17 protein-coding genes and 2 pseudogenes are annotated in these 21,541 nt (G+C 57.6%); 6 read left to right on the top strand and 13 right to left on the bottom strand.

Translation table 11 applies throughout. The features are described from left to right. Positions 1–2: 2 nt before the first annotated feature. From J3A71_RS03865 to J3A71_RS31280, 4 genes and pseudogenes are all read right to left on the bottom strand, one after another. On the bottom strand, positions 3–659 hold the full coding sequence (locus tag J3A71_RS03865) for a DUF1788 domain-containing protein (protein WP_096426783.1): 657 nt from the start codon (positions 657–659) through the stop codon (positions 3–5). Continuing rightward, entirely contained in the window at positions 656–1,270 is a 615-nt protein-coding gene (locus tag J3A71_RS03860; RefSeq protein ID WP_096426784.1) for a DUF1819 family protein, read from the bottom strand. The genes J3A71_RS03865 and J3A71_RS03860 overlap by 4 nt, the downstream gene beginning before the upstream one ends. Continuing rightward, complete coding sequence (locus J3A71_RS03855) at positions 1,267–1,464, bottom strand: helix-turn-helix domain-containing protein (protein WP_096426785.1); 198 nt, start codon at positions 1,462–1,464, stop codon at positions 1,267–1,269. Before J3A71_RS03855 ends, J3A71_RS03860 begins: the two co-directional genes overlap by 4 nt. Before the next feature lie 176 nt (positions 1,465–1,640). Further along, positions 1,641–1,863 (bottom strand): annotated as a pseudogene (locus J3A71_RS31280) (hypothetical protein). Positions 1,864–1,967: 104 nt separating this feature from the next. Here J3A71_RS31280 and J3A71_RS03850 point away from each other — a divergent pair. Beyond that, a pseudogene (locus tag J3A71_RS03850) lies at positions 1,968–2,246 on the top strand (WYL domain-containing protein); the annotation flags it as partial. Between the two features lie 52 nt (positions 2,247–2,298). Here J3A71_RS03850 and J3A71_RS03845 read toward each other — a convergent pair. Then, entirely contained in the window at positions 2,299–2,784 is a 486-nt protein-coding gene (locus tag J3A71_RS03845; RefSeq protein WP_096426786.1) for a hypothetical protein, read from the bottom strand. A 701-nt stretch (positions 2,785–3,485) separates the two neighbouring features. On the opposite strand from J3A71_RS03845, the gene J3A71_RS03840 reads away from it, so the two are divergent. From J3A71_RS03840 to J3A71_RS03830, 3 genes are read left to right on the top strand one after another with little or no spacing between them, the layout of a single operon-like run. Continuing rightward, entirely contained in the window at positions 3,486–5,192 is a 1,707-nt protein-coding gene (locus J3A71_RS03840) for a dynamin family protein (protein WP_096426787.1), read from the top strand. A 13-nt stretch (positions 5,193–5,205) separates the two neighbouring features. After that, positions 5,206–7,449: a dynamin family protein gene (locus tag J3A71_RS03835; RefSeq protein WP_096426788.1), complete on the top strand. Its 2,244-nt coding sequence runs from the start codon at positions 5,206–5,208 to the stop codon at positions 7,447–7,449. Then, complete coding sequence (locus tag J3A71_RS03830; RefSeq protein WP_096426789.1) at positions 7,446–9,791, top strand: dynamin family protein; 2,346 nt, start codon at positions 7,446–7,448, stop codon at positions 9,789–9,791. Before J3A71_RS03835 ends, J3A71_RS03830 begins: the two co-directional genes overlap by 4 nt. Before the next feature lie 85 nt (positions 9,792–9,876). Here the strand turns inward: J3A71_RS03830 and J3A71_RS31275 are convergent, their stop codons facing one another. The 5 genes from J3A71_RS31275 to J3A71_RS03810 form a co-directional block, all read right to left on the bottom strand. Then, the gene (locus J3A71_RS31275; protein WP_034100781.1) at positions 9,877–10,077 is read right to left on the bottom strand and encodes a hypothetical protein; all 201 of its coding nucleotides are present in this window, start codon (positions 10,075–10,077) and stop codon (positions 9,877–9,879) included. 186 nt (positions 10,078–10,263) lie between these two features. Then, positions 10,264–11,019 (bottom strand): IS21-like element ISPpu7 family helper ATPase IstB, encoded by a 756-nt coding sequence (gene istB, locus J3A71_RS03825; RefSeq protein ID WP_019437637.1) that lies wholly within the window; start codon positions 11,017–11,019, stop codon positions 10,264–10,266. A gap of 17 nt (positions 11,020–11,036) precedes the next feature. Further along, positions 11,037–12,551, bottom strand: a complete 1,515-nt coding sequence (gene istA, locus J3A71_RS03820; RefSeq protein WP_019437638.1) for an IS21-like element ISPpu7 family transposase — start codon at positions 12,549–12,551, stop codon at positions 11,037–11,039. Positions 12,552–12,702: 151 nt separating this feature from the next. Then, positions 12,703–13,779, bottom strand: coding sequence for an ADP-ribosylglycohydrolase family protein (locus J3A71_RS03815; protein WP_209953641.1), 1,077 nt, complete (start codon positions 13,777–13,779; stop codon positions 12,703–12,705). Positions 13,780–13,788: 9 nt separating this feature from the next. Then, positions 13,789–14,046 (bottom strand): hypothetical protein, encoded by a 258-nt coding sequence (locus tag J3A71_RS03810; protein WP_096426791.1) that lies wholly within the window; start codon positions 14,044–14,046, stop codon positions 13,789–13,791. 119 nt (positions 14,047–14,165) lie between these two features. Here J3A71_RS03810 and J3A71_RS03805 point away from each other — a divergent pair, with 119 nt between their 5' ends. After that, a complete protein-coding gene (locus J3A71_RS03805) occupies positions 14,166–15,041 on the top strand; it encodes a WYL domain-containing protein (protein WP_096426792.1) in 876 nt (291 codons plus the stop codon). A 195-nt stretch (positions 15,042–15,236) separates the two neighbouring features. Here the strand turns inward: J3A71_RS03805 and J3A71_RS03800 are convergent, their stop codons facing one another. The 3 genes from J3A71_RS03800 to J3A71_RS03790 form a co-directional block, all read right to left on the bottom strand. Further along, positions 15,237–15,449, bottom strand: a complete 213-nt coding sequence (locus J3A71_RS03800; RefSeq protein WP_172901756.1) for a hypothetical protein — start codon at positions 15,447–15,449, stop codon at positions 15,237–15,239. A 229-nt stretch (positions 15,450–15,678) separates the two neighbouring features. Continuing rightward, on the bottom strand, positions 15,679–19,089 hold the full coding sequence (locus J3A71_RS03795; RefSeq protein WP_096426794.1) for a TM0106 family RecB-like putative nuclease: 3,411 nt from the start codon (positions 19,087–19,089) through the stop codon (positions 15,679–15,681). Positions 19,090–19,154: 65 nt separating this feature from the next. Further along, positions 19,155–20,636: a hypothetical protein gene (locus J3A71_RS03790; protein ID WP_096426795.1), complete on the bottom strand. Its 1,482-nt coding sequence runs from the start codon at positions 20,634–20,636 to the stop codon at positions 19,155–19,157. A gap of 219 nt (positions 20,637–20,855) precedes the next feature. Between J3A71_RS03790 and J3A71_RS03785 the strand changes: the two genes are divergently transcribed. Next, positions 20,856–21,503 (top strand): HEPN domain-containing protein, encoded by a 648-nt coding sequence (locus J3A71_RS03785; protein ID WP_033968774.1) that lies wholly within the window; start codon positions 20,856–20,858, stop codon positions 21,501–21,503. Positions 21,504–21,541: the final 38 nt, after the last annotated feature.

Here is a 21,541-nt window from a genome sequence, read left to right as displayed (position 1 = left end):
CCTCAGCCCTGAATCTCGAAAATATTGAATGCGCGGTAGTACTTGTCGTCGTGCAGCAGGCCGAACAGCTCCAACGAAGCCCCCTCCTGCAGTGAATGACGGTACTCGCCAGGGAAGAACATCACGGTTGGTTTTCCCTTGGCCGTGCTCTGCAGGTTGTTGAGCACGTTGTGCGAGCGAATGTAGGGGAACACCTCGCCAATCCCGGAGAGAAACAGAACGTCGTACTCCGCCCCAGCGAGGCGCTCGCCAATCGCCGGGACCAGGTACTCTTCGACGCCTAGGACATTCTGCAGCAGCTCCAGCAGGGCATCTTTCTCTACCTCGGACTCGACAGCGAGTATCTCGTCCCAGAGGCTGCTGTCATCGCTACTGCCATCGCGGGCCTTGAGCAGCTCAATGGACAGATCGTAAAGGTTGATCTCCATGACGCGCACGCCACGTCCCTGTAGGCAGCCGATACTCATGCTGGCCAGGTTGTTGACTAGCTGCCGCTGCATGCGCTGCATCTCGAAGGACTCGGAGGCTTTGAACTCGCAAATGTAGAACGGCAGGTCGTTGTTCAGCCCTTTCATCTCCAGAAATCGCTGGCTGCTGATTACGCCCAGCAGGTGCTCGAAGCGCGTGGCCAGGGGCTGCTGGCTGATTTTTCGGCTCATTGAAGCCACCTTTGAATTTCACTGTCCGTGGCTGGAAAAACCAGCAGATGTTCGCGCCCATGCTTGGCTATCAATCGGACCAGATGCGGGGTAAGCAGTGCAGGCTGGATCTGACCTTGCTCTGAGAGCAGGTCGGACTCGCGCAGCATCTGAAATACACTGTGGCGCAAACGCTTTTGGGTGGAGACTGCAATTTCATCCAGCTCCTTATGCCAAAGCGCCTTGGCGTTGTAGAAAGCCTCATAGTCAGTAGTCATGATCCGGTGACGCCGGCTGAGGTAGTACTCGTGCAGTACCTCAATGGCAAAATCACGGATGAAGCCATAACGGCGACAGACCGCCGACCAGAGCAAGTAACTGCGCTCTCGCCGGTTACCGTCGACCAGAGCCTCCAGTTCTTCGATATCAAGCAGTTCAAGTCGCCCGAACAACTCGATGCTAATGCGCTTCGCAGAGCTGGCTGTACGCGCCTGCAGGAGGTTGCCATTACGTACCTCTGCACGGGTCTGCGACCAGTCGCGCAATGACAGGTAACGCTCGGCAACCAACGGGGCTTCCTGCAGAAATAGACCACCCGTGGTGAATGACAGACGGTAGCGCTCGGCACTCATGCTGACCCCAAAGTCGCATCATCACTTGCCCCACCAGCTTTAACCCACGAATCGACCTCAGCCTTCTGGAATTTCCAGAGCCGCCCCACCTTGTGCGCAGGCATGTGTCGCTTTGCGATCCATGCATAGACAGTGTCCTTACTCACGCCCAAGTGCTCACCGATTTCCTCGACACTCAACCACCGATCGGTCATTTCCAGATCCATATCGATTAAGAGTCGAAGATTTTAGCTGACTTGCTAGGGTTAAGACTGATTTATTTGGGTCAAGCCTGTTAAGGAGCACTAAAGAAATCCACTGAAGCACCTGACGCATCAGTGACAGCACCTTCTATCAGGCTGACACGCCCAACGCTGCCCATGCCCTCCCCTTAGCCCTCTGCCGGAATCAACTCCTGCAGAATCACCAGTTTCCTTTGCAACTGCTCAATGTGCGCTTTCTCAGCCCGCAGTGCTGAACGCAGCTCCCGAATTTCCATCCCCCAAATGCGAGCCCAACGCACATACCTTTTGAAGTCGAGAGCCATTTTCCAGAGCTCGCGTAGCCCCCATCAACAGCAATGCGCCTATAGAAACCCCATCCCACGCAGCCATGTTCGCCCCCTTCAAAACCCTGATAATTCCGAAGACAGCAAGACGATATGTAGCTCAAAGTGACACGTCTATAATGTAGACTTATACAGGTAAAGAATTCGAGCATACGGAGAGGGTATGAAGCCAAGCAATCCATCGAACAGGTTCGCTGGGACCTAGCTCTTCGCTATCGCCTGATTGAAACCGCAGCCTGGCGGGAGGGCCGGCTGACCACGGGACACTTGATACAGAGCTTTGGCATTAGTCGGCAGCAGGCGTCCAAGGATATCAATACCTACATCACCGAACATGCGCCCAAAAACTTGACATATGACAAGCAACTCAAGGGTTATATGCCAAGCAAGCAGTTCAAGCCGCTGCTCATCGACGACAGTGCCAGCGCACGTCCAACAGTGGTGGTAATGCTTGATAGTTCTGAAAAGAGATAAAAAGGCATCAAGTGCGTAGGGGCCGGGGCGTTTTGGATTTGCCTTTCAAGCAGTAGTACCCCGCCAACATCAGCAAATACCCAACCCACTTGTAGGGCAGTAATTTCACCATGAACCCTGCTGCTGTCCAGTCTTCCCAGGAACCGCCCCCTCCGCCCAAAAACAATGCCACAGTCAGCAGCTGGGTAAACACAACGTATGCGCCACCAAACTTCAGCAGAAAAATCCAGACTCGCTTACGTTTGGCTATGTACTCCGACTCACTGCCAGCACTCGACCGTATGCCACCCAGCACTGCCCCGAGGACCAAAAGGCCTACCGCCCCGGACACGAGTGAAAGTGCGGTGGACGCCTCTGCCAGATCCCCTTTACCGCCATACAGGTAGATGTAGTAAATCAGGAAGACCAAATAGAGGGCGAAACCAATCCTGAAAGGACGAGACATCATCGCAAAGCCGATCAACGCGACGACGATACCGATAACCCACACCATTCATTGCTGCTCCTGCCAGTTCGCTGGATAACCAAGCGAGGTCCATCACCAAAAACGCGACCAGCATAATGCCAATAGGCCGCCACTAAAAAATGAAGCCTTCGCCAAATGCTTATTGGCGAGAAAATAGCTTGACTTGCTTTCGTTCTATCCCTACCGCTTGCAGTTACACGTGCAGCGCCTGAATACTGGTTAAGCATACAGGTAAATATTTCAACCATGCACCTCCGCGCAAGGCCTTGAAAATGCGCGTTGCATCTGAAGAAAAACCCCGGGATATGGGCGTTTTGTTGACAGTTTACCATGCCGAATCAAAGTGCCATCATACAGGCAGAACAGATTGCGCCGATCTATTGGTTTCACCCAACGCAATCTCATCCGGGATGCGATATGCCATCAGTTATTTGGTATGCGCGATCAACACCCTACAGACAAGGACGTGTGCATGCCTTTGCCCTCCCCTTCCATTGCACTCAATGCTTCTGTAACAAGACCACGAGCCAAGCAGTGACGCACTGACCTCGTGAACGGCCCTGAACGCGACCCGAATGCGGCAACTGCGGTTGTAACCTTCTCGGGCCGGCCCCCTTCTCGCACGACGAGAAAAGACCAGCGATTACTTGAATATCCCAGCGCATAAGCCTCTGTGCACCCTATGCCATGCCTTCGCGCAGACCATCAACACTTAAAGGAATATCACCATGCTCGAAAGCCAGAAAGAGTTCGCCACTTACTTGAAGAAAATGCAGGTGCTGCTCAATGACCAAGCGTTTTCATTCGATCAGTCATTGCTTCCAAAAGTGATGGAGACCGAGCTTGTAGTGCCCGTGATCGGGGCCTTCAGTGCCGGTAAGAGCTCGCTGTTGAACGCGCTGATGGGCAAGGACATCTTGCCGGTCGGGATTGCGCCAGAAACTGAACTGGCGACCGAGCTTCGTTATTCCTCCGAGCCTTATCTGCTGGCGATCAAGCCCGACGGCGTGCAGGAACGTTTGCCTGTTGAAGCACTGAGTACCATCAACCGTCGTTCCAGCGAGTTTTCTCACTTGCGCCTGTACCTCGACAGCGAGGCGTTGAAAGCCATTGCGCCCCTGGTGCTGGTCGACATGCCGGGCTTCGGCTCATCGCTGGAAAACCACAATAAGGCCATTGCTTACTACCTGCCGCGCGGTGTGCACTTCGTGGTGCTGACCAGCATCGAGGACGGCAACATTACGCAGTCGATGCTGCGCAAACTCGACGAGCTAAAAACCTACAACACCGATTTCACCTTCCTGCTGAGCAAATGCAACCTGCGCGCCGCCGACCAGGTTGAAGACGTGCAGGCCTACATTGACGACCAGCTCGGGGTGTATTTCGGCGAGCACTACCGCAGCATCACTATCGGTAACCGTGGTGGTGAGGAACTGACAAATGCACTGACCGCATTGCAGCCTGACGTGCTGTTCTCGCGCCTGTTCATCGACATCCTCAAGGACCAGAACTTCGAAGTACTGGCGCAGATCAACCTGGCGCTGAGCATGCTGAAAAAGGACAAGGCCGAGAGCGAGCAAACCGCACGCGCACTCGAGCAGGCCTTGGCCAAGCTGCTGGAGCAACGCAAAGACGTCGAGTCGGACCTGAAAGATCGCTACTCGGGGAAAATGCTCGACCGTAGCCTGCGCGGCCTGGACAACGCCCTTAACGACTCCCTCGACGAACTGGTCACCTTGGGCAGCAGTAAGAACCCGAGTGCCCTGTCGAATGCACTCTCCGACATCATCCGCAGCAGCCTGTCCAGCACGATCAAATCTGAAGTGCAGGACATCTCCACCAACATGGTCGACCGGATTGCCAGCAACCTCAGTGCCACCAGCAGCCAGATGTCCGTACTGGACATCAGCGGCAACTGGAGCGAGGAGCTTTCCAGCAAAGTCAAGTTCTCGCTGGAGCGCACCACGGAAATGCTCAGCGACTGGTCGACACGCCTGAGCAATCGTGCCGAGGAAGACAAGAACAGCGGCGTCATGCTCTACCGCAGCCTCTCTACCGTGCTCGCTGTCACCACCACCGTGGTCAATCCGCTGGTAGAGCTGGTGATCATCTTCTTGCCCGAAATTCTCAAGATGTTTAACGGTGGCGGTAACGAGCGCGAGAAGTTTCGCCAGAAACTGACCGGCGAAGTGTTCCCCAACATCAAGGCGGAACTGCGCGGAAAAATTCCTGCAATCATCGACGAGCAGCTCAACGCCATGCTGAAGAAGATCAGCGACGGTTTCGAAGAGCAGATCACCAAGCAAAAGCATGTGATCGACTCAATTGCACAGGAAAGACTGCAGCTTGAAGCACAGATCAGCGAGAAGACTGCTGTGCTGGAAAACCTTGCCACCGCAGTAAAAGCCGCTGCAAACGAACACCTCTACAAGTAAGGCGAACGACCTAATGGATTACCAATCACTCGTCGCTTTTAGCGAAAGCCTGCACACGCTGGCAGCAAGCAACCAGGACCTGTTTGAGCGCGAAATCGAGCAGTTCAAGCGGCTGAACGGCATCGACCAACCGCAACAGCTCGCGCAAGCGTGCCAGACGTTGCAGGACCAGAACCGGCTGATGAACATCGGTATTGTTGGTCGTGTGAAAGCCGGAAAGTCATCGCTGCTCAATGCGCTGATTTTTAATGGCGAACCGATCCTGCCCAAGGCCGCAACACCCATGACCGCTGCACTGACCACCATTACCTGGGGCGAAGTGTTCCAGGCCAAGGTTGAGTTCTACAGCGAAACGGACATCGCCGCGATCCGCTTCAAATCGGACCAGTTCGAGCAACGCCTTGCCACGCGCAAGCGCGAATGCCTGGAAGAGCTGGTGAAGCGTCGTAACGCCCAAGCCAATAGCGCGCCCCTCGATATGGCGCAGCTGACGATCATGGCCGATAAAAAAGCCTTGAGCGAACTGCAACGCGAAGAAGGCTTGTTCGCGGCATACGACCAGTTCCAGCGCATGAAGAGGTCAGGGCTCGATGCGGCCACCCTGCACTTGCACAGCGAGATTCAGGCAGGTAACCCGAAAGAGCTGGCGGCTCGTCTGTACAACTATGTCGGTGCCGACGGCACGTACATGCCGTTCACCAAGACGGTTCATGTCGCCATGCCGCTGGAGGCACTACGCGATATCTGCATCATCGATACCCCCGGCATGAACGATCCGGTCCAGTCGCGCGAAGAGCGCACGGTCGAATTGCTGAAAACCTGCGACGTGGTGTTCATCGTCAGCCCGGCCGGCCAGTTCCTCAATGAGCAAGACCTTGAGGTGATGGGGCGTATTACCCAGAAGGAAGGCATTCAGGAACTGGTACTGGTGGCCAGCCAGATCGACACACAACTGTACGGCAGCGAAAAACGCGCGCGCTTGAGCGATGCCGTGGAAGCCATCCGTGCCCAGCTGTCGGCACGGGCACAGAGCACCCTTGCAGACCTCAAGATGAGCAGCCCGGAAGTGGGCTCGGTGTTCGACAACCTGATCGGTTCGGTGCACCGTAACCTGCTGCATAGCTCCGGCTTGTGCCACAGCCTCAACCGCCGCTTCGAAACGCCCGAAACCTGGGACTCGAACGAGCAGGTGACCTGGGACAACCTGTCCACCGATTACCCGGATTACTTCACTCGCGACAACCAGGCACTGTCGTTGAGCAGCCTGGACAGCTTGGCAAACATTGACGCGATCAACGCCATGCTTGCCCAGGTGCGCGAGAAGAAAACGGAGATCACACGGGAAAAAATCGCCAACCTGATGGTTCGGAAACAAAAGAACCTTGAGGCATTCAAGGCGCTGATCATCACCCTGGCACGCAACCAGGTCATCCAGATCAAGAACGCCAACGTCGATCAGCTGGACGAACAACTGGCTTCGCTGGAATCGAAGCGACTGGATCTCTCGCTGGAACTGGATGTCAGCTTCAAATACACCATGGCCGACTACCGCCAGAAGTTGCGTGACGACATGCGCAAGACAGCTGCGCAATTGCTTCGCGAGACGCAGTCCACTGTCAAAGATGCGGAAGGCTCTTTCAGTGAAACCATTGTCGTCGACAACCCTGGGGTTGGCAGCTGGTTTGCCCGCAAGCTTTGGGGCGGCGGCACTACCGAGAAAACGGTCGTCCGCTCCAAGATCATCAGTAGTCAGGTCATCTCCACCATCAACGAGTTCATGAACGACATCCAGGATGAGCTGGGCGCCAAGGTGGAGAGCTCTCATCGCGGGTTGAACGAAGAACTGGCCCGGACCCTCACGCCGAAGATCCGTGAGGTGCTTGAACAGGATGCCAATGCGCAAATGATCAAGCTCGCGATTCTTTCGATCATTCAATCGATTCCTGACGATGACTTTGATTTGGGCATTCCGTTGCCTGACTCCCTGAAAAGTAACGGCACACTCAAGGGCTACGAGGCCGAACGTTTCAAGGATGCCGCCGATGACTTCATTGGCTCGTTGGGTAGCAAGGTCAAAAGCAAGATCAGTTCGTTCATCAACGATGTTGAACGCAACGCACCTTCCACCATCTCCAACTCCTTCGTCGATGAAATTCAACGCCGGATCAATGTGCTCAAGGATCAGGTCGACAACGCGGCTCAAACCATTGACCGGCTTGAACGTCTGGCACGCAAGGCCGAAGAGGTCACCCTGTGAGCAACCCGCCAGCCATTCATGAACAGGCACGCTCGACGCTGGAGTCGCTGTCCCGCTTCTGGCAGTTCAAACGCAAGAAGCTGGCAGCTGAACTTCAGGGCCACCTGGATGATGCCCAGTGCCAGCTCGACACGTTTTTCAGCACCAATCAGCAATTGTCCGCGCTGTGCGCGGGCCAGAACGACGAAATCGGCGAGCTAAAATCACGCAACGGCTCGCTAGTCGATGCGTTGCAGCTTGAAACAGCCAATTTGGCCTCGACCTCCGAAGCGTTAGCGCAGGAGAAGGGCAAGCTCCAGAAGGCTATGCTCGCACTGGCCCAGGCCAAGGTGTACGCCAAGGATCTGGAAGAGCGTCAGGCTCAGGCCATGACCCAGATCGCAGGGCTCGAAGAGCACCTTGCCGACCACAAACAGGAGCTTGTCGACAAAGAGCGGTGCATTCAGGAGCTCCAGCACACCCTGGCCGATACTCGACAGCAGATCGAAGCGCTGAACAACGTCAAACAGCGGTTGACCGAGCAGTGCGCCGAGCAGACTGAGCAGATCCGCACGCTGGAGTCGCGCAATGAGACGCTCAGCGACCAGTTGCAGGCAGAACAGGCCAATACGGCAGAGTTGGAAGCACGCAAGGACCAGGCGCTTGCCGAGATCGCCACCCTTCAACAGCAGCTAGCAGATCGCAAGCAGGCGCTGGCGGAAAAAGAACAGCGCATCGCTGAACTTGGGCACACCCTCTCGGACGCGCAGCAGCAGATCGAAGCACTGAACGACGCCAAACAGCAGTTGGCCGAACAGTGCACCGGGCAGGCTGTACAGATCGACTCGCTGGAGTCGGACAATGAAGCGCTAACAACCCAGTTGCAGGCAGAGCGAGCCAATGCGGCCGAGCTAGAGGAACGCAAGGCACAGGCGCTGGCACAAATTGCCGAGCTGGAGACGTACCTGGAGGAACATAAGAACCAGTTGATTTCCACGGAGCAGAACGTCGACCTACTGGAAAGCCTGACCGAACAACTGAAGGCCTCCCAGCAGCACCTGGAAGACAACTACGCCGACATCAACAAGCAGCACCTGTCGCTAACCGAGAAATTTTCCCTGGTGAGCAAAGTCCTGGCCCAGCAACCGCCCGGTAATGAAGAGCTGGCCAAATTCGCCGACCTGATCAACCACGACTATATGGAATTCGCCAGCCGAGAATCGTCGTTGGCCGGTGAAGCCCAAGCAGTGCTCGACATGCAGGCGATCCTCGCCGAGATGCAGATGCTGAACAACTTCCCGAGCATTGCCGGCAAAACCATCCTGAGCATTGCGGGTGGTTTCAGCAGCGGAAAGTCGGCGTTCGTCAACAGCTTCATCCGTAACCCGAGCGTGAAGTTGGCGACCGGCATCAACCCGGTGACCGTGGTCCCCAGCTACGTGGTGTGCTCCGAAGAAACCCGGATCAAGGGTTATTCGTATAACGGTGGGGCCATCGACCTGGAGCCCAGCCTGTACGCGTCGATGTGCCACGAATATGTTCAGGCCTTCGGCTTCGACCTGCGGCGCATCCTGCCCTTCATCAGCGTCAAGGTTCCCATGGACCCGGAGCTGTTCGGCAACCTGTGCATCATCGATACGCCCGGCTACAACCCGGGTACCACGGGTGGGGCCGCGGCCTCCGACCGTAGCACTGCAGCCTCCCTGGTCAATCAGGCATCGGCGCTGGTCTGGGTCATCGGCCTTGACCCGGCCGGGACCATCGACCAGTCCGACATCGAGTTCATCGAGTCCACGCCGTTCCGCGCAGAGTCGCTGTATATCGTGTTGAACAAGGCGGATGTGAAGTCTCAGGACGATATTCTCGAGATCATGGAGCAAGTAGCCGACGACCTGAGTTTCGCGGGTATCGAGTACGCCGGCATGTGCGCCTATTCGTCCACGCGCAAGAAAGACTACCCCTCCAGCGGCCTGACGTTCGAGCAGTTCCTGCGCTCGATCAACCGTAAAGTGGATGTAGTCGGCAAGGTTAACAGCAAGCTCGATACCGTATTCGATGCCTACAAGCAGGCCATCCAGGCCGATATTGCGCAACTGGAAGGCCGCAAGGGCGAGTTCAATGCGTTCAAGCTCGATGCACTGGAAATAGGCGGAACGGCGCTGTTTGACAGAATTGATCGAGCATTCCCCATCTCTGAGCAAATGTTCGATTCTTCCGGGCTGGAAAAACTCGTTGATGAATGCGAAGGCCTTCGTCGAACGCTCAAGCTGGCCGCTCGAAAAGCCCTGGAGGTTTGCGAACTCGTTCGCACCAGAACCTCTGTCGAGTCTGATGACTTCCTTCGCACTCGAATACGCCGCTAAACGCCGGCACACAGCGTGTTACTAACCCAGGCCTGCCTGCTGGCAGGCCGTTGCTGGCCAGGGCGCTGAACCCTGGCCTGTGCGCTCAAAATCGCCGCCGCGCCAGCAACTCCGCCAACGCCCCTTCAAGCCACCCGGCGGTGCGCATCTTCAGTGCCTTGCTCCCGCACCTCGGGCACTGGTCAAACCACTCGCCGGGCATCAGCACATCACTTTGCGGTGCCACTGTCTTTGTCCAACCGCATCCTTCACATTCAAAGGTGAAGGGCCTGGGTTTGATGGGCATTCTAAAGCTCCTTGGTCTCTTCGCTGATGTATTGCCATCGGTGCATTCAACTGCCCGGATAAGCCAATTCGATCTGCTCGTTGCGGATTCCACGCCATTCGGACACTCAGCCCACGCTGATCCGGACACCTGTTCCACGCTCATTCGGACAGGCAGTCGGAGCGCAGCGACGCAGGGGTGGCATTGTTAGTCCGGGTTGGCTGGCGTCGTCAATTTCTGCGTCCGTTTGCGCATTGATTCACCCTTCAGATTGATCCGATAAGCGTTGTGCACCAGGCGGTCGAGGATGGCATCGGCCAGGGTCGGATCGCCGATCAGTTCGTGCCAGTTGTCCACCGGCATCTGGCTGGTGACGATGGTCGAGCGCTGGCCGTAACGGTCGTCCAGTAGCTCCAGCATGTCGCGCCGTTGCTCGCCGGTGAACGGGGCCAGGCCCCAGTCGTCGAGGATCAGCAGGTCGGTCTTGGCGTAGCTGCTCATCAGCTTGGCGAAGCGGCCGTCGCCATGGGCCAGACCCAGTTCTTCCAGCAAACGTGGCAGGCGCAGGTAGCGCACGCTGTAGCCCTCCCGGCAGGCCTGGTGGGCCAGGGCGCAGGCCAGCCAGGTTTTACCGACACCGGTGGGGCCGCCGATGATCAGGTTGAGGCCGTCGCGCAGCCACTGACCACTGCTCAGTTGCAGGATCAGCGCCTTATCCAGTCCGCGCGGGCTGCGGTAGTCGATGTCTTCGAGGCAGGCGTTGTGCTTGAGCCGGGCCTGGCGCAGGCGGCTGCTCAGGCGCTTGTCATCGCGTTCGGTCAGCTCGCGGTCGACCAGCAGGCCGAGGCGTTCTTCGAAGCTCAGGCTGTCGATGTCCGGGGTTTTCAGTTGTTCATTCAGCGCCTTGAGCATGCCGTGCAGGCGCAGGGTTTGCAGCTTGTCCAGGGTCGGATGGGGCAGCATGGTGGGATTCCTTGGGGTCAGTGGTAGTAGGCGGATCCGCGCAGGTTGGCGTGGTCGTCCGGTAGTAGCGGCAGGTTGGTTTGAGCTAGCGGCAGGTTTTCCAGCCCCTGGCGCAGGATCGATTCGAGGCTCTTGTAGCTGCACGTGCCGAGGCTGATGGCGCGACGGCAGGCCAACTCCAGACGCGCCTCACCGTGGGTTTTACCCAGGCGCAGGATGCCCAGGCAGGCCCGGTAGCCCTGCTGCGGATGGATGCGCCGTTCGAGGATGTGCCGGATCACGCCGGCGGTGTTCGGCCCGGTCTGCTCGGCCCAGCGGATCAGCCGTTGCGGCGTCCACTCGGCATGCTCGCGATGGCTCTTGGGCATGTGCTCGGCCTGCGTGCTGTGCCTGCCCTTGTGCATTGAGCGCAGGTGGCTGGCCACTCGCTGGTTGGCGTGGAAAAACTCGACGGTGCGCGCCGTCAGGCGCACCTCCAGCTGCTTCTTCACCAGTTGATACGGCACCGAGTAGTAATGCCCATCGACCTCGACGTGGTAGTCGATGTGCACCCGCGCCTTCTTCCACTCGGCGTAGACGTAGGGTTGCTCCGGCAGGGGGCGCAGCGCCGGACGATCCAGGCTGTCGAAGGCCGACTGCCGGGAGCCCGGCAGCTTCTTGAACGGGCGTTGGTTGAGCCGCTCCAGCAGCCCGGCGATGGCCGTGTTGAGTTCATCCAGGGAGAAGAACTGCCGATTCCTCAGTGCGGCGAGGATCCAACGCTCGACCACCTGCACGCCGACTTCGGCCTTGGCCTTGTCGCGCGGTTTGCGTGCCCGCGCCGGCACCACCGCCACGCCATAGTGCTCGGCCAGATCGCGGTAGCTCGGGTTGATGTCCGGCTCGTAGCGGTGACTCTTGCTCACCGCGCTGCGCAGGTTGTCCGGCACCACGATCTCCGGCACGCCGCCGAGGAAGGCGAAGCAGCGGGCATGGGAGCCTAGCCAGTCCGGCAGCTGCTGCGACCAGGTGGCTTCGGCGAAGGTGTAGCTGGACGCGCCGAGCACCGCGACGAACACCTGCGCCTGGCGGATCTCGCCGCTGTGGCGATCGATAACCGGCACCGTCTGGCCGGCATAGTCGACGAACAGCTTCTCGCCGACGCGGTGCTCCTGACGCATCACCACGTCCAACTTGCCCTGCCAGGCTCGGTAGTGCTCACAGAACCAGCTGTACTGAAAGCCCTGAGGCTGGCTCAGGCGGTACTCCTGCCAGAGCAGCGCCAGGGTCACCCCGGGGCGGCGCAGTTCGGCATGCACCCATGCCCAATCGGGTAAAGGCCGCTTCTCACTGGCAACCGCCGGGGCCGGCGGGAACAGTTGCTGCTCCAACTCGGCATCGGACAACGAACAGGGCCAGGTGAGGCCGCTGGCGGCAAAACGGCAGAGGTAATCACCGGCACTGCTGTGGCCAATGCCCAGGCTGCGGGCGATCTTGCGCACGGACAGGCCGCAGTCGAACTTGAGGCGTAACACCTCTCGGATTTTACGCATGGATAAACGCTCCACAACGACCTCTCTGCTTCGAAAAAGAGATCGATGGTAGTGAATAAATCCTGCGTGGCTGCCTGCCAGAAAAGTGTCCGGATGACCGTGGAGTCGGTGTCCGGATGCTCGTGGAATGAGTGTCCGGATCAGCGTGGAATCACTGTCCGGATGCGCGTGGAATGGGTGTCCGAGTCAGCGTGGAATCCGCATGCTCGTCGAACGCGCCACCAACCCCGCAGTAATCACGTGGAACACGCTCAAGATCCTCGGCTACCTGCACGATCACCTGGCGCAGTTCCAGGCGTTCGAACCAGCGGGCAGGAATGGCAGCAGCACCATACTGGGCACCCAACAAGTGCCCGGCGACAAGCCCTGTGCTGTTGCTATCGCCACTGTGATTCACTGCCGTGATCACCCCTTCTTCGAGTGATCGTGCTGTCAGCGCACACCACAGTCCAATCGCCAGCGTCTGTTCGGCGACCCAACCACCGCCAAGATCGCAAATGCGTTGCGGGGTTGGCTTATAGCCCTCGTAAAAGAAGAACAGCACCCGTTCAATAAGGCTGCGCGTTTCTTCCATACCAGGCACTTGCCCATACTTGGCCAAACTTTGAGTCACGGCGTGTTCCAGGCTGTCTTGTAGATCGACAACACGCTGAAGAATGTCTGCGAATAGCCCAGCCGCCAGGTAGCCCGTCGGATGCCCGTGCGTCAGGCGCCCAGATTGCGCTGCGTAGTCAAATGCATTGGCAAAGAATGCACAGGGCGCAACACGTACCAACGCGCCACAGCCTTTGCTGTTGTTTTCGGCAACCGCTCCCAGCTGCGCGCTGGCCTTGAGTGCGCTCAGGCAGGTTGTGCCAGGGGCGCGACGAGACCAGAGCTCCACCTGCTCGATCAGCCAGCCATCTGCGGCGACCGGTGTCGTCGAGGGGTAATCCTGGGTCAGCAGCCAGCGCAGCAACGCGTGGTGAATAACGCTCGGGACATGGCACGCCTGCCGTGAACTGCCAAGCACAAAAGCGCGCAGTAAACCTTCTGCGGTGAACAACATCATCTGCGTGTCGTCGCTGATGGCACCGGTAATGCCGTAAGCCGGGGCAAAATCAATGATGCCCTGCGGACCGAACCTGGCCTCGATGGCAGGCCACTCAAGAAACTCCACGGGGGCGCCGAGCGCGTCTCCGACAGCACCGCCTAGCAGGCAGCCTTTGATCCGTTCAAGTCTGTTCATGCCCTTCTCTTATCGCTCTGCACAGATCAAGTTCTGCAAAATCATGAGCTTGCTTTGCAACTGCTCGATGTGCCTTTTCTCAGCACGCAGTGCCGAACGTAGCTCCCGGTTTTCCATTTCCCAGATCCGCGCCCAACGCGCGTCCTTGCGACAGGCGAGCGCCACGTGCCAGATTTCTCGCAACCTCAGGTACTGCATCAGGAGCACCGTCAGGATCATCCCGATCAACACCAGCGCCCCTGTCGAAACCGCTTCAGACATAGTCATGTCCACTTCCTTTCGTGACTTCAACTTATTTCGAAGACAGACACACGATATGTAGTGATTAACGACAGGTCTAGAATGTAGACTTATACAGGTAAAGTATTCGCGCACATGGAGAGGGTATGAAACGCAAGCAATCCATTGAACAGGTACGCTGGGACCTGGCACTTCGCTATCGTTTGATCGAGACCGTTACCTGGTGGGAAGGCAGGCTGACCACGGGGCACTTGATGCAGAGCTTTGGCATCAGCCGCCAGCAGGCGTCCAAGGACATCAATACTTACATCAGCGAGCATGCGCCCAAAAACTTGACATATGACAAGCAGCTCAAAGGGTATGTGCCGAGCAAGCAGTTCAAACCCCTGTTCATCGACGACAGTGCCAGTGCCTATTTGCACCTGCTCTATCAGAACAATGAGCGTGCCCCGCACATCGACGGACTGGCACTGGCCTATGCGCACACCAAAGTGTTGGAAGTGCCGGATCGCCCCATTCGGCCGGAGATCCTGCGCCCCTTGCTCAAGGCTTGCCGCGAAGGCCTGCGCCTGGAAACCGAGTACGTGTCGTTTAATACCCCGAACGTAGAGGTTCGCCTCATCGCCCCTCACACGCTGGTCTACACCGGCATGCGTTGGCATGTGCGGGCTTACTGCGAAAAGAATGGCCAGTACCGCGACTTCGTGCTCAGCCGCCTGCGCGGGCAGCCGGACCTGCTCGACGAATCGCCGAATACACGGGAGCTGGATGAAGACTGGAATGTCGAGATTCCGGTTATCTTCGAGCCCGATGGGCGATTGAACGAGGCACAGAAGGCAATCATTGAAACCGACTTCGGAATGACGCAAGGACAATTGGTGGTGCCCAGCCGCAGGGCCTTGGTGAAGTATGTGTTGATGCGTTATCGGATCGACCCGCGCAACCTGGCGACGAGCCCTGAGGCCCAGCAAATTGTGGTGAGCAACCTCAAGGAACTGAGGCCGTGGCTGATGAATGACTGACGCTCAAATCCCTGAGACGAGGGGCATGACGTCCCGAGTCGATGGCCAGCTAATGCTCGTTCAGCCGCGGGTGTATCTGCTCAACCCTATTCGGAGGACGACTCACCCACGGCCAGCCAAGAAGAGATCCAACCGTCGAGGATTTCAGCCATACCGGCTGGCGACATCTGTATCAACAGTCAGGGCTGTCCCCAGTCACTGTAGCTTCCGCCCCATGCCTTGGGCCTCGATGATCATGCAGTCGAGCAGAGCGAGCATGTCATCGACGTCAATTTCCTGGAAGCAGCCCTTCGCCTCCTGCTCCAGGATCATGGCGGCGAATTCCTCGCTGTATTCGACCTCACCCTCGGTTTCAACTTGCGCAGGTGCTGGGTCATCCGAGTGACCATCCTCTTGATCGTTACACATCACGAACCTCGCGTTGAAATGGGACCTTAGCTGAACGGTCGCGCCAACTTGGCCCAAGCAGACACCCGTTGGAAGCAGAAAAAGGACGGAGTTGTCGACGTTATCGGCGTTTGTCAGGCCGAATCAGAGGCACGTCGGTCCAGCTCCTGTTTCATCTCCATGTATTCACGGACAAACTCGTAGCCCTTCTTGGCAACGACGATGACACCGATAATTGCGAACAGATTTTTCATAGCACAACCTCTTGGGATTGACGGGTTTCGTCGACCGTTCCGAACCTGACCGCCATGCACAAGCCGTTGACCAGGTTCATGTCTTGCGGCGTCTGGCAACGAATGGCCATCAGATCAGGACTGGCGACGATACAAGCCAGGGACTTCGCCCGACTGACTGCTACATTCAAACGGTTTTTCGAGTACAGGAAGCCGATGTCCCTGGGCAGGTAGTCTTCATTCGACGTCGCCATCGAGACGATGACAATCTCTGCCTCTTGCCCCTGAAACTTATCCACAGTGCCGACGCGCGCACCCGCCGGCAGCACTTGCTTCAACAGCTGTACCTGCAAATTGTAGGGCGCCACGACAAGGATGTTTTCGAGAGACACCGCGTGCTCCTCGCCGGTGTTATCCACAAAGCGCTGCTGCAGAAAGTACGTGTACAGCGCTTTGACGTACGCGGCTTCTTCATCGGAACTCTGGCCGTTGCCGTCGTGCTCAACAGGGCAAAACATCAGTCCGCTGCCCGGTACGTCCGGGCGCTGGCCATCCAGTCGCAACACCTGCCGCTCGGCTCCTGGTGCCGACGACAGCTGACCTTCGTACACCGCATGAGAAATGAATGAGCAAACGTGCGGATGCATCCGCCAGGTTTGCGCCAGAAACACCCCACGGTCAGGCGCAATGGTGGGCGTGCCATCCAGCAGATAATCGAGGATAGAGTCACCGGAACGGCCAGGGTGCACGCCTTGCACGGGTTGCGACAATTGCATCTGGTCTCCCATCAAGACGATGTTGCGTGCCGCAATGCCCATGGTGACCAGGTTCGCCACGCTCACTTGCCCGGCCTCGTCGATGAAGAGGTAATCCAACGCCTCGGTGAAGGTCTCGTCGGCAAATAGCCAGGCGGTACCCGCAGTCAGGTCAATTCCCGGCCCCCAGGCATCAAGGAAATCCTTTTTGTCTTCGATGGAGCGAATGCAGCGACCAGTGAACTCAGTGCCATCTCCCTCCGATGACTTTTTCAACCCCTTGAATGCAACGCCCTCTGCTTGTGCACGAGACTCAACAGCAGCCAACAGGTTGTTGATGGCATGGTGCGAATTGGAGGTCACACCGATGCGCTTGCCTGCTTTGAGCAGGTCAACAATGACGTGCGAGCCCGTGTAGGTCTTGCCGGCACCCGGTGGCCCCTGAATAAACAGCACGCTGTTCTCGAGGTTGCGTACCACCTGCTTGATGGCATCCGTCGTCGTCAGGCGTGGATCCAGCAGTGGCGCACCCGGCTGGACGTCTTTCACCCGTGGAACGCGTCGATGGAGAAAGTCCGCCACCGCCTGGAAGCGCTGCTCACCGGCCAAGACGCTGTCGGCATAGCGAAACAGTGCCTCGCGCAGCGAAGTCGATGGAATCGGCCTGCCGGGAATCATGTCGAAGTCATCCGGTGGCGCTTTGTTCGCGGTGGCTTTGAACATCGCCAGACACGCGTGACTGTCCAGGTTAACCAACTGCACATTGGCCAGGGACTCGGTGATGACGCCTTGGGAACCCGTGCGCATCTTGCTTTCTTGAGGTTCGAAACTGTATTCAAACAGAAATGATTTCTTGATCGGTTCGGGCGGCGTTTTTGTACGCCGCAAACCGGCCAGGCTCTCGATATCCTCCAGCAGCTCCTCAGTGGTCATGTCCTGACGACTGAACAACTGCCACCATGTCGGCTTGTCTGCCCGACGGTGGAAGTCGAGCAGTTGGAAGGTGAGCAACCTGACTTGATCCGCTTCGCTCAGAGCACATTCGGCGGCGGACAAGCCAGCGAGCAAACGATCGCGATAGCTTTCCAGACGAACCTCGATCTCCTTTTGTTCCGCTACAGCTTTCTCGCTTTCTGCTTCAGGCTCGGAAAGAGTGCTCGCATCCGAAGGTTTAATGCTCAAAAGCCAGTTGCGCAGAAGATAGGTGGATAGCACGTCGTCTTCGTTGTACCGCTCGATCTGCTCGAGCAACGCCGACTCGCCAGTCTCTTTCCAACGCTCATAAAACACGATGCTCGCACCGGCATTGGTAACGTCGCCGTCGCGCTGCCCCATGTAAAAATGCTCGATGTTCTTGATCGAGTAGCTGGGCTCAGACACCCGGATCGCTTCGCGCACGACCTTGTAGAGGTCGACCAGCTTGCCGTTGCGCAGCAACCAGTCCACTTGTGCCTCGCGTGTACCGTGCTGGCTCATCAGGCGCTTGATGGCCGTCTCTTCATAGCTGGCATAGTGGTAGACATGTGCGCTGGGGTAACGCTTGAGGTGGGCGATGACCCAGTCGATGAACTGCTCGAACGCGATCTTTTCTTCCTCTCGGCTATGTGCCCAGAAGGGTTTGAAGGATTGTTGGCCACCTTCGTCGATATACAGACCGAAGAGATATTCCAGGCCGCCCTCCTCCAGCGGATTGCCCTCCATGTCGAAAAACAGATCGCCTTCAACCGCCGTGGGCATTCGGCTAAAACCACGCCTTTTCCCCACGACCGGCAGAAACTCGAACAACGGGCCATCACTGGAACGCCCCTGGAACTGCAAACGCGCCTGATGGCGCAACTTGCCCAGCGACTCCACTTGCAACTTGGGGATGCGCAAGTCATCGGTACTGTTCGCCAACTGCTGCAATGTGGTCACTCCACCAGCCTGCAATTTCTTGATTTGCGAGCGGCTGATGCCGGCGACTGCCGAGAGGTGATCGTCTTGCAGCCGTTGTTCGTCACAGCGATCGCGCCACACACAAAACCCGCAATGCCCGCATGGCTCCGGGTACGTCACAGGTTGTCCGTCACCGTTCACGAACGCCGTGAAACGCTGCAGCACTTGCTCCAGATAATCGGCGTAGTCAGCGACCCGAAACGCCTGCTCCGTACGCGCAGAATCACCCAGTACGACATACATGAACTGCGGCTGTATGCCCTGGATTGCAATCAGCATTCGCGAGTAAAGCGCAACCTGCACAAGGAACTTGGCCTTTGCAGACTTGGCCAGCTTGGTGTCGATCACCTCATAGCTATGATCGCCCAGCGTCGACGCCCGCGGCACCTTACGCAGGAAGTCGGCATGCCCAATAAAGGCACCTTCCTGGAGCGAAGCCTGGAAGATGATGTCCGCACCAGCCTTCATGGCCTCAATGGTCAGTTCCACCCGCCGCGCGAAACTCGGATTGCCCTCGGCAATGTCGACTACGTGAGCATTTTCGCGTTTGAGTCGTTCAAGAAACGTCGCTTCATGAGCGAGCCCCTTGCCCTGGATCAGGCGGTTCTGCTCGCTTGCCGGCGCTTTTTCCATAGGGGCAACAAGATGCTGAAGGTCCAGTGCCGTTAGGTGCTGGCACTCCAGAAAACCACAGATGTCTGAGGCGGAATACAACTGAACGCCGTTCCGGGTTTGCATGGTTGTATTCCACCCTGTGAAAGGCCAAGGGGCACATGGTGCTGCGCAAATGTTGCGTGTGTTGCTCAGGCGTCGAGCGAGCAGTCCTGGTAAAACTGCTCGAACAGACTCGTTGGCGAGTGCTGCGCATCAAGCAGGCCGAAGTGCTTGCCCACGTTACGCCCCAGGGCCATGAGTGTCCTTGCAGAGTTCTCGGTACCGGCATAGCCGGCACTCACGATGTAGTCGACACGATCCTTGTCGGTCGTCGCTCGCGCATACGCGTTGCCCGTGATCAACACATCCACCAAGCAGACACTGACGCGCTCATCACCGACTGTGAACGGCTCGAGGGCCTCGGTAGCCAGGGCCGCACGCAATCCGTCCTCACCACCGGCGACGATGCGCTCAAGCTGTGCAAGCGGTCGGCCGAACAAGTCGAACTCTTCAATGGAAAACGGGAAACAGTAGCCCTGTGCAGTGGTACGCGTGAGCGGCTTCTCGTCACGCGGCTGGGCCACCAGCCATTCAACAAACGAGGCTTTGTTATCGAGAGCACCGCTGTAGCGGAAGGCCAGATAATCCTTGAGAACCTGGCTGAAAGGATGCCCCGTGGGCACCCAATTATTGCCTCCACGCTGGCAGTCCTGCGCCTCGACTTCTGGCTTACCCGCTATGGAATTAGACGCCAGCGCCAGACCAAAGCAGCGAAGGTCATAGCCAAGCATGAACAGGCTGGCCTCGAGGGCATGGCAACGCGCGGGGAGAGTCCCTTGCCCAGCAAACCAATTGGTACGCTCGAGCAGCGCTCGAATAATCCAGCCCAAGCGCACTTGCCAACGCGCCCACTCGGCATAGTCGATCGTCGAAAACTGCGGCGCCGCCACGCTGTTCAGGAACGCTCCCGGGTTGCGGATCTGGCTGCCTCGCGCGCCGCCGGACGGGAACATCAGCAAGGGTTTACCACGCCCCGCCCACTGCTGGCGAAACAGCGAATACAACATGGCAATCGCAGCGCCCACACGGCTGTCATAGATTGGAGAACCGGACAAATCGAGCAAGGCGTGAATCTTGGTCAGTCCAGAATCGAAACGCTCGACACTGCTAGCGTCGAGGTCATCCAGGTCATTGTCACCCTCGAGCGTCATGAGTCCGGCCATCTTATTCAGGTAGCCCGACAACTCGCCTTTGGCCGCCAGCCGGTGCAAGAACGGTATGGCGCCCCGCACGCCGCCCCAACGAAGAATCTGCAAACACGCCTGAAGCGCTTGTTGCTCATCACCTGCGTTGACCGCACTCGTCAGCCACTCACGCAGTTGCCCCAAAGAGCGTTGGGTTTCAGCCCAGGTTTCAGACTCAACCACACTCTGGTTGGAGTCGTGCCAGCTTGCCTTCCAGCGATAGTGCTCAAGTACCCGCTCAATCCCCTGGACATCAACCGTCAAACCGCCAGGTACAAACTTGCTGGACTTGAAGCGCAGCTTGAACGTGAGCGCCGGCAAGTTGGCTGCCAGCCATGCAACGAAAGATTCCACTTCGGGTTGTGCCAGGAACTGTTCACGCTTCATGCAAGCCGCCTTGCGGGCAATGTCGAATGGCCATACCCTAAGCAAAATGGCAGGCCACGTCCACGTTGTCTGTTCATACAGGTAAACAAATTGAGCAGGTTCTAATGCCCTGAATAGACGCTTTTCAACGCCAGCGGCGATTGGCCCGGCCACCTGTAAAGTTTTCAGGCACACGCTACCTCTTTACCGACCGCCCACGACTTCAAGGATCGGCACTTCATGGACCATCAAGCACTCAAAGCCCGTCACCGCCAGGAACGTGAAGGCCACCATCCCAACCTCACCTTGCGCGTTCATCGCGCATTAAGCTGGCTGAATCGCGCCGAGCAGGCGGATGATCTTGATGGGCGCTTTATCTTTCTGTGGATCGCCTTCAACTCTGCCTATGCCACGGACATTGATGAGCAGTTCCGACTTTCCGAGCAGTCCACGTTCAAGGCGTTCCTGGACAAACTCTGTGCGCTAGACACGGCCAACCTGATCGAGAACCTGGTCTGGTCCGAGTTCTCAGGCAGTATCCGCGCATTGCTGGACAACCCCTACGTATTTCAGAGTTTCTGGGACAACCAGAACGGCAAGATCAGCGAGCAACAGTGGACCGAGCGGTTTGCCAGCGGTCGACGAGCAGCGCAGCAAGCGTTAGCCAACCGCAATACCCCAGCAGTACTCGGTGTTCTGTTCAATCGAATCTATACATTGCGTAACCAGGTAATGCATGGGGGCGCAACCTGGAACAGCAGTGTGAACCGGGATCAACTGCGTGACTGCTCGAACCTCCTCGGCAAGCTGGTGCCTGTGATTATTTTGCTGATGTTGGATAACCCGGAAACGCTATGGGGTGATGCTTGTTATCCGGTTGTTGCTTAGGCAGACCACATTCCAATCCCGCGATGACCGGTGAAAAA

The sequence above is a fragment of the Pseudomonas sp. PvP089 genome, assembly GCF_017875165.1.
GTDB classification, from domain to species: domain Bacteria; phylum Pseudomonadota; class Gammaproteobacteria; order Pseudomonadales; family Pseudomonadaceae; genus Aquipseudomonas; species Aquipseudomonas fortuita.
The sequence above is the reverse complement of the archived record's forward strand: the minus strand, read 5'-3'. Positions and strand labels throughout refer to the sequence as shown.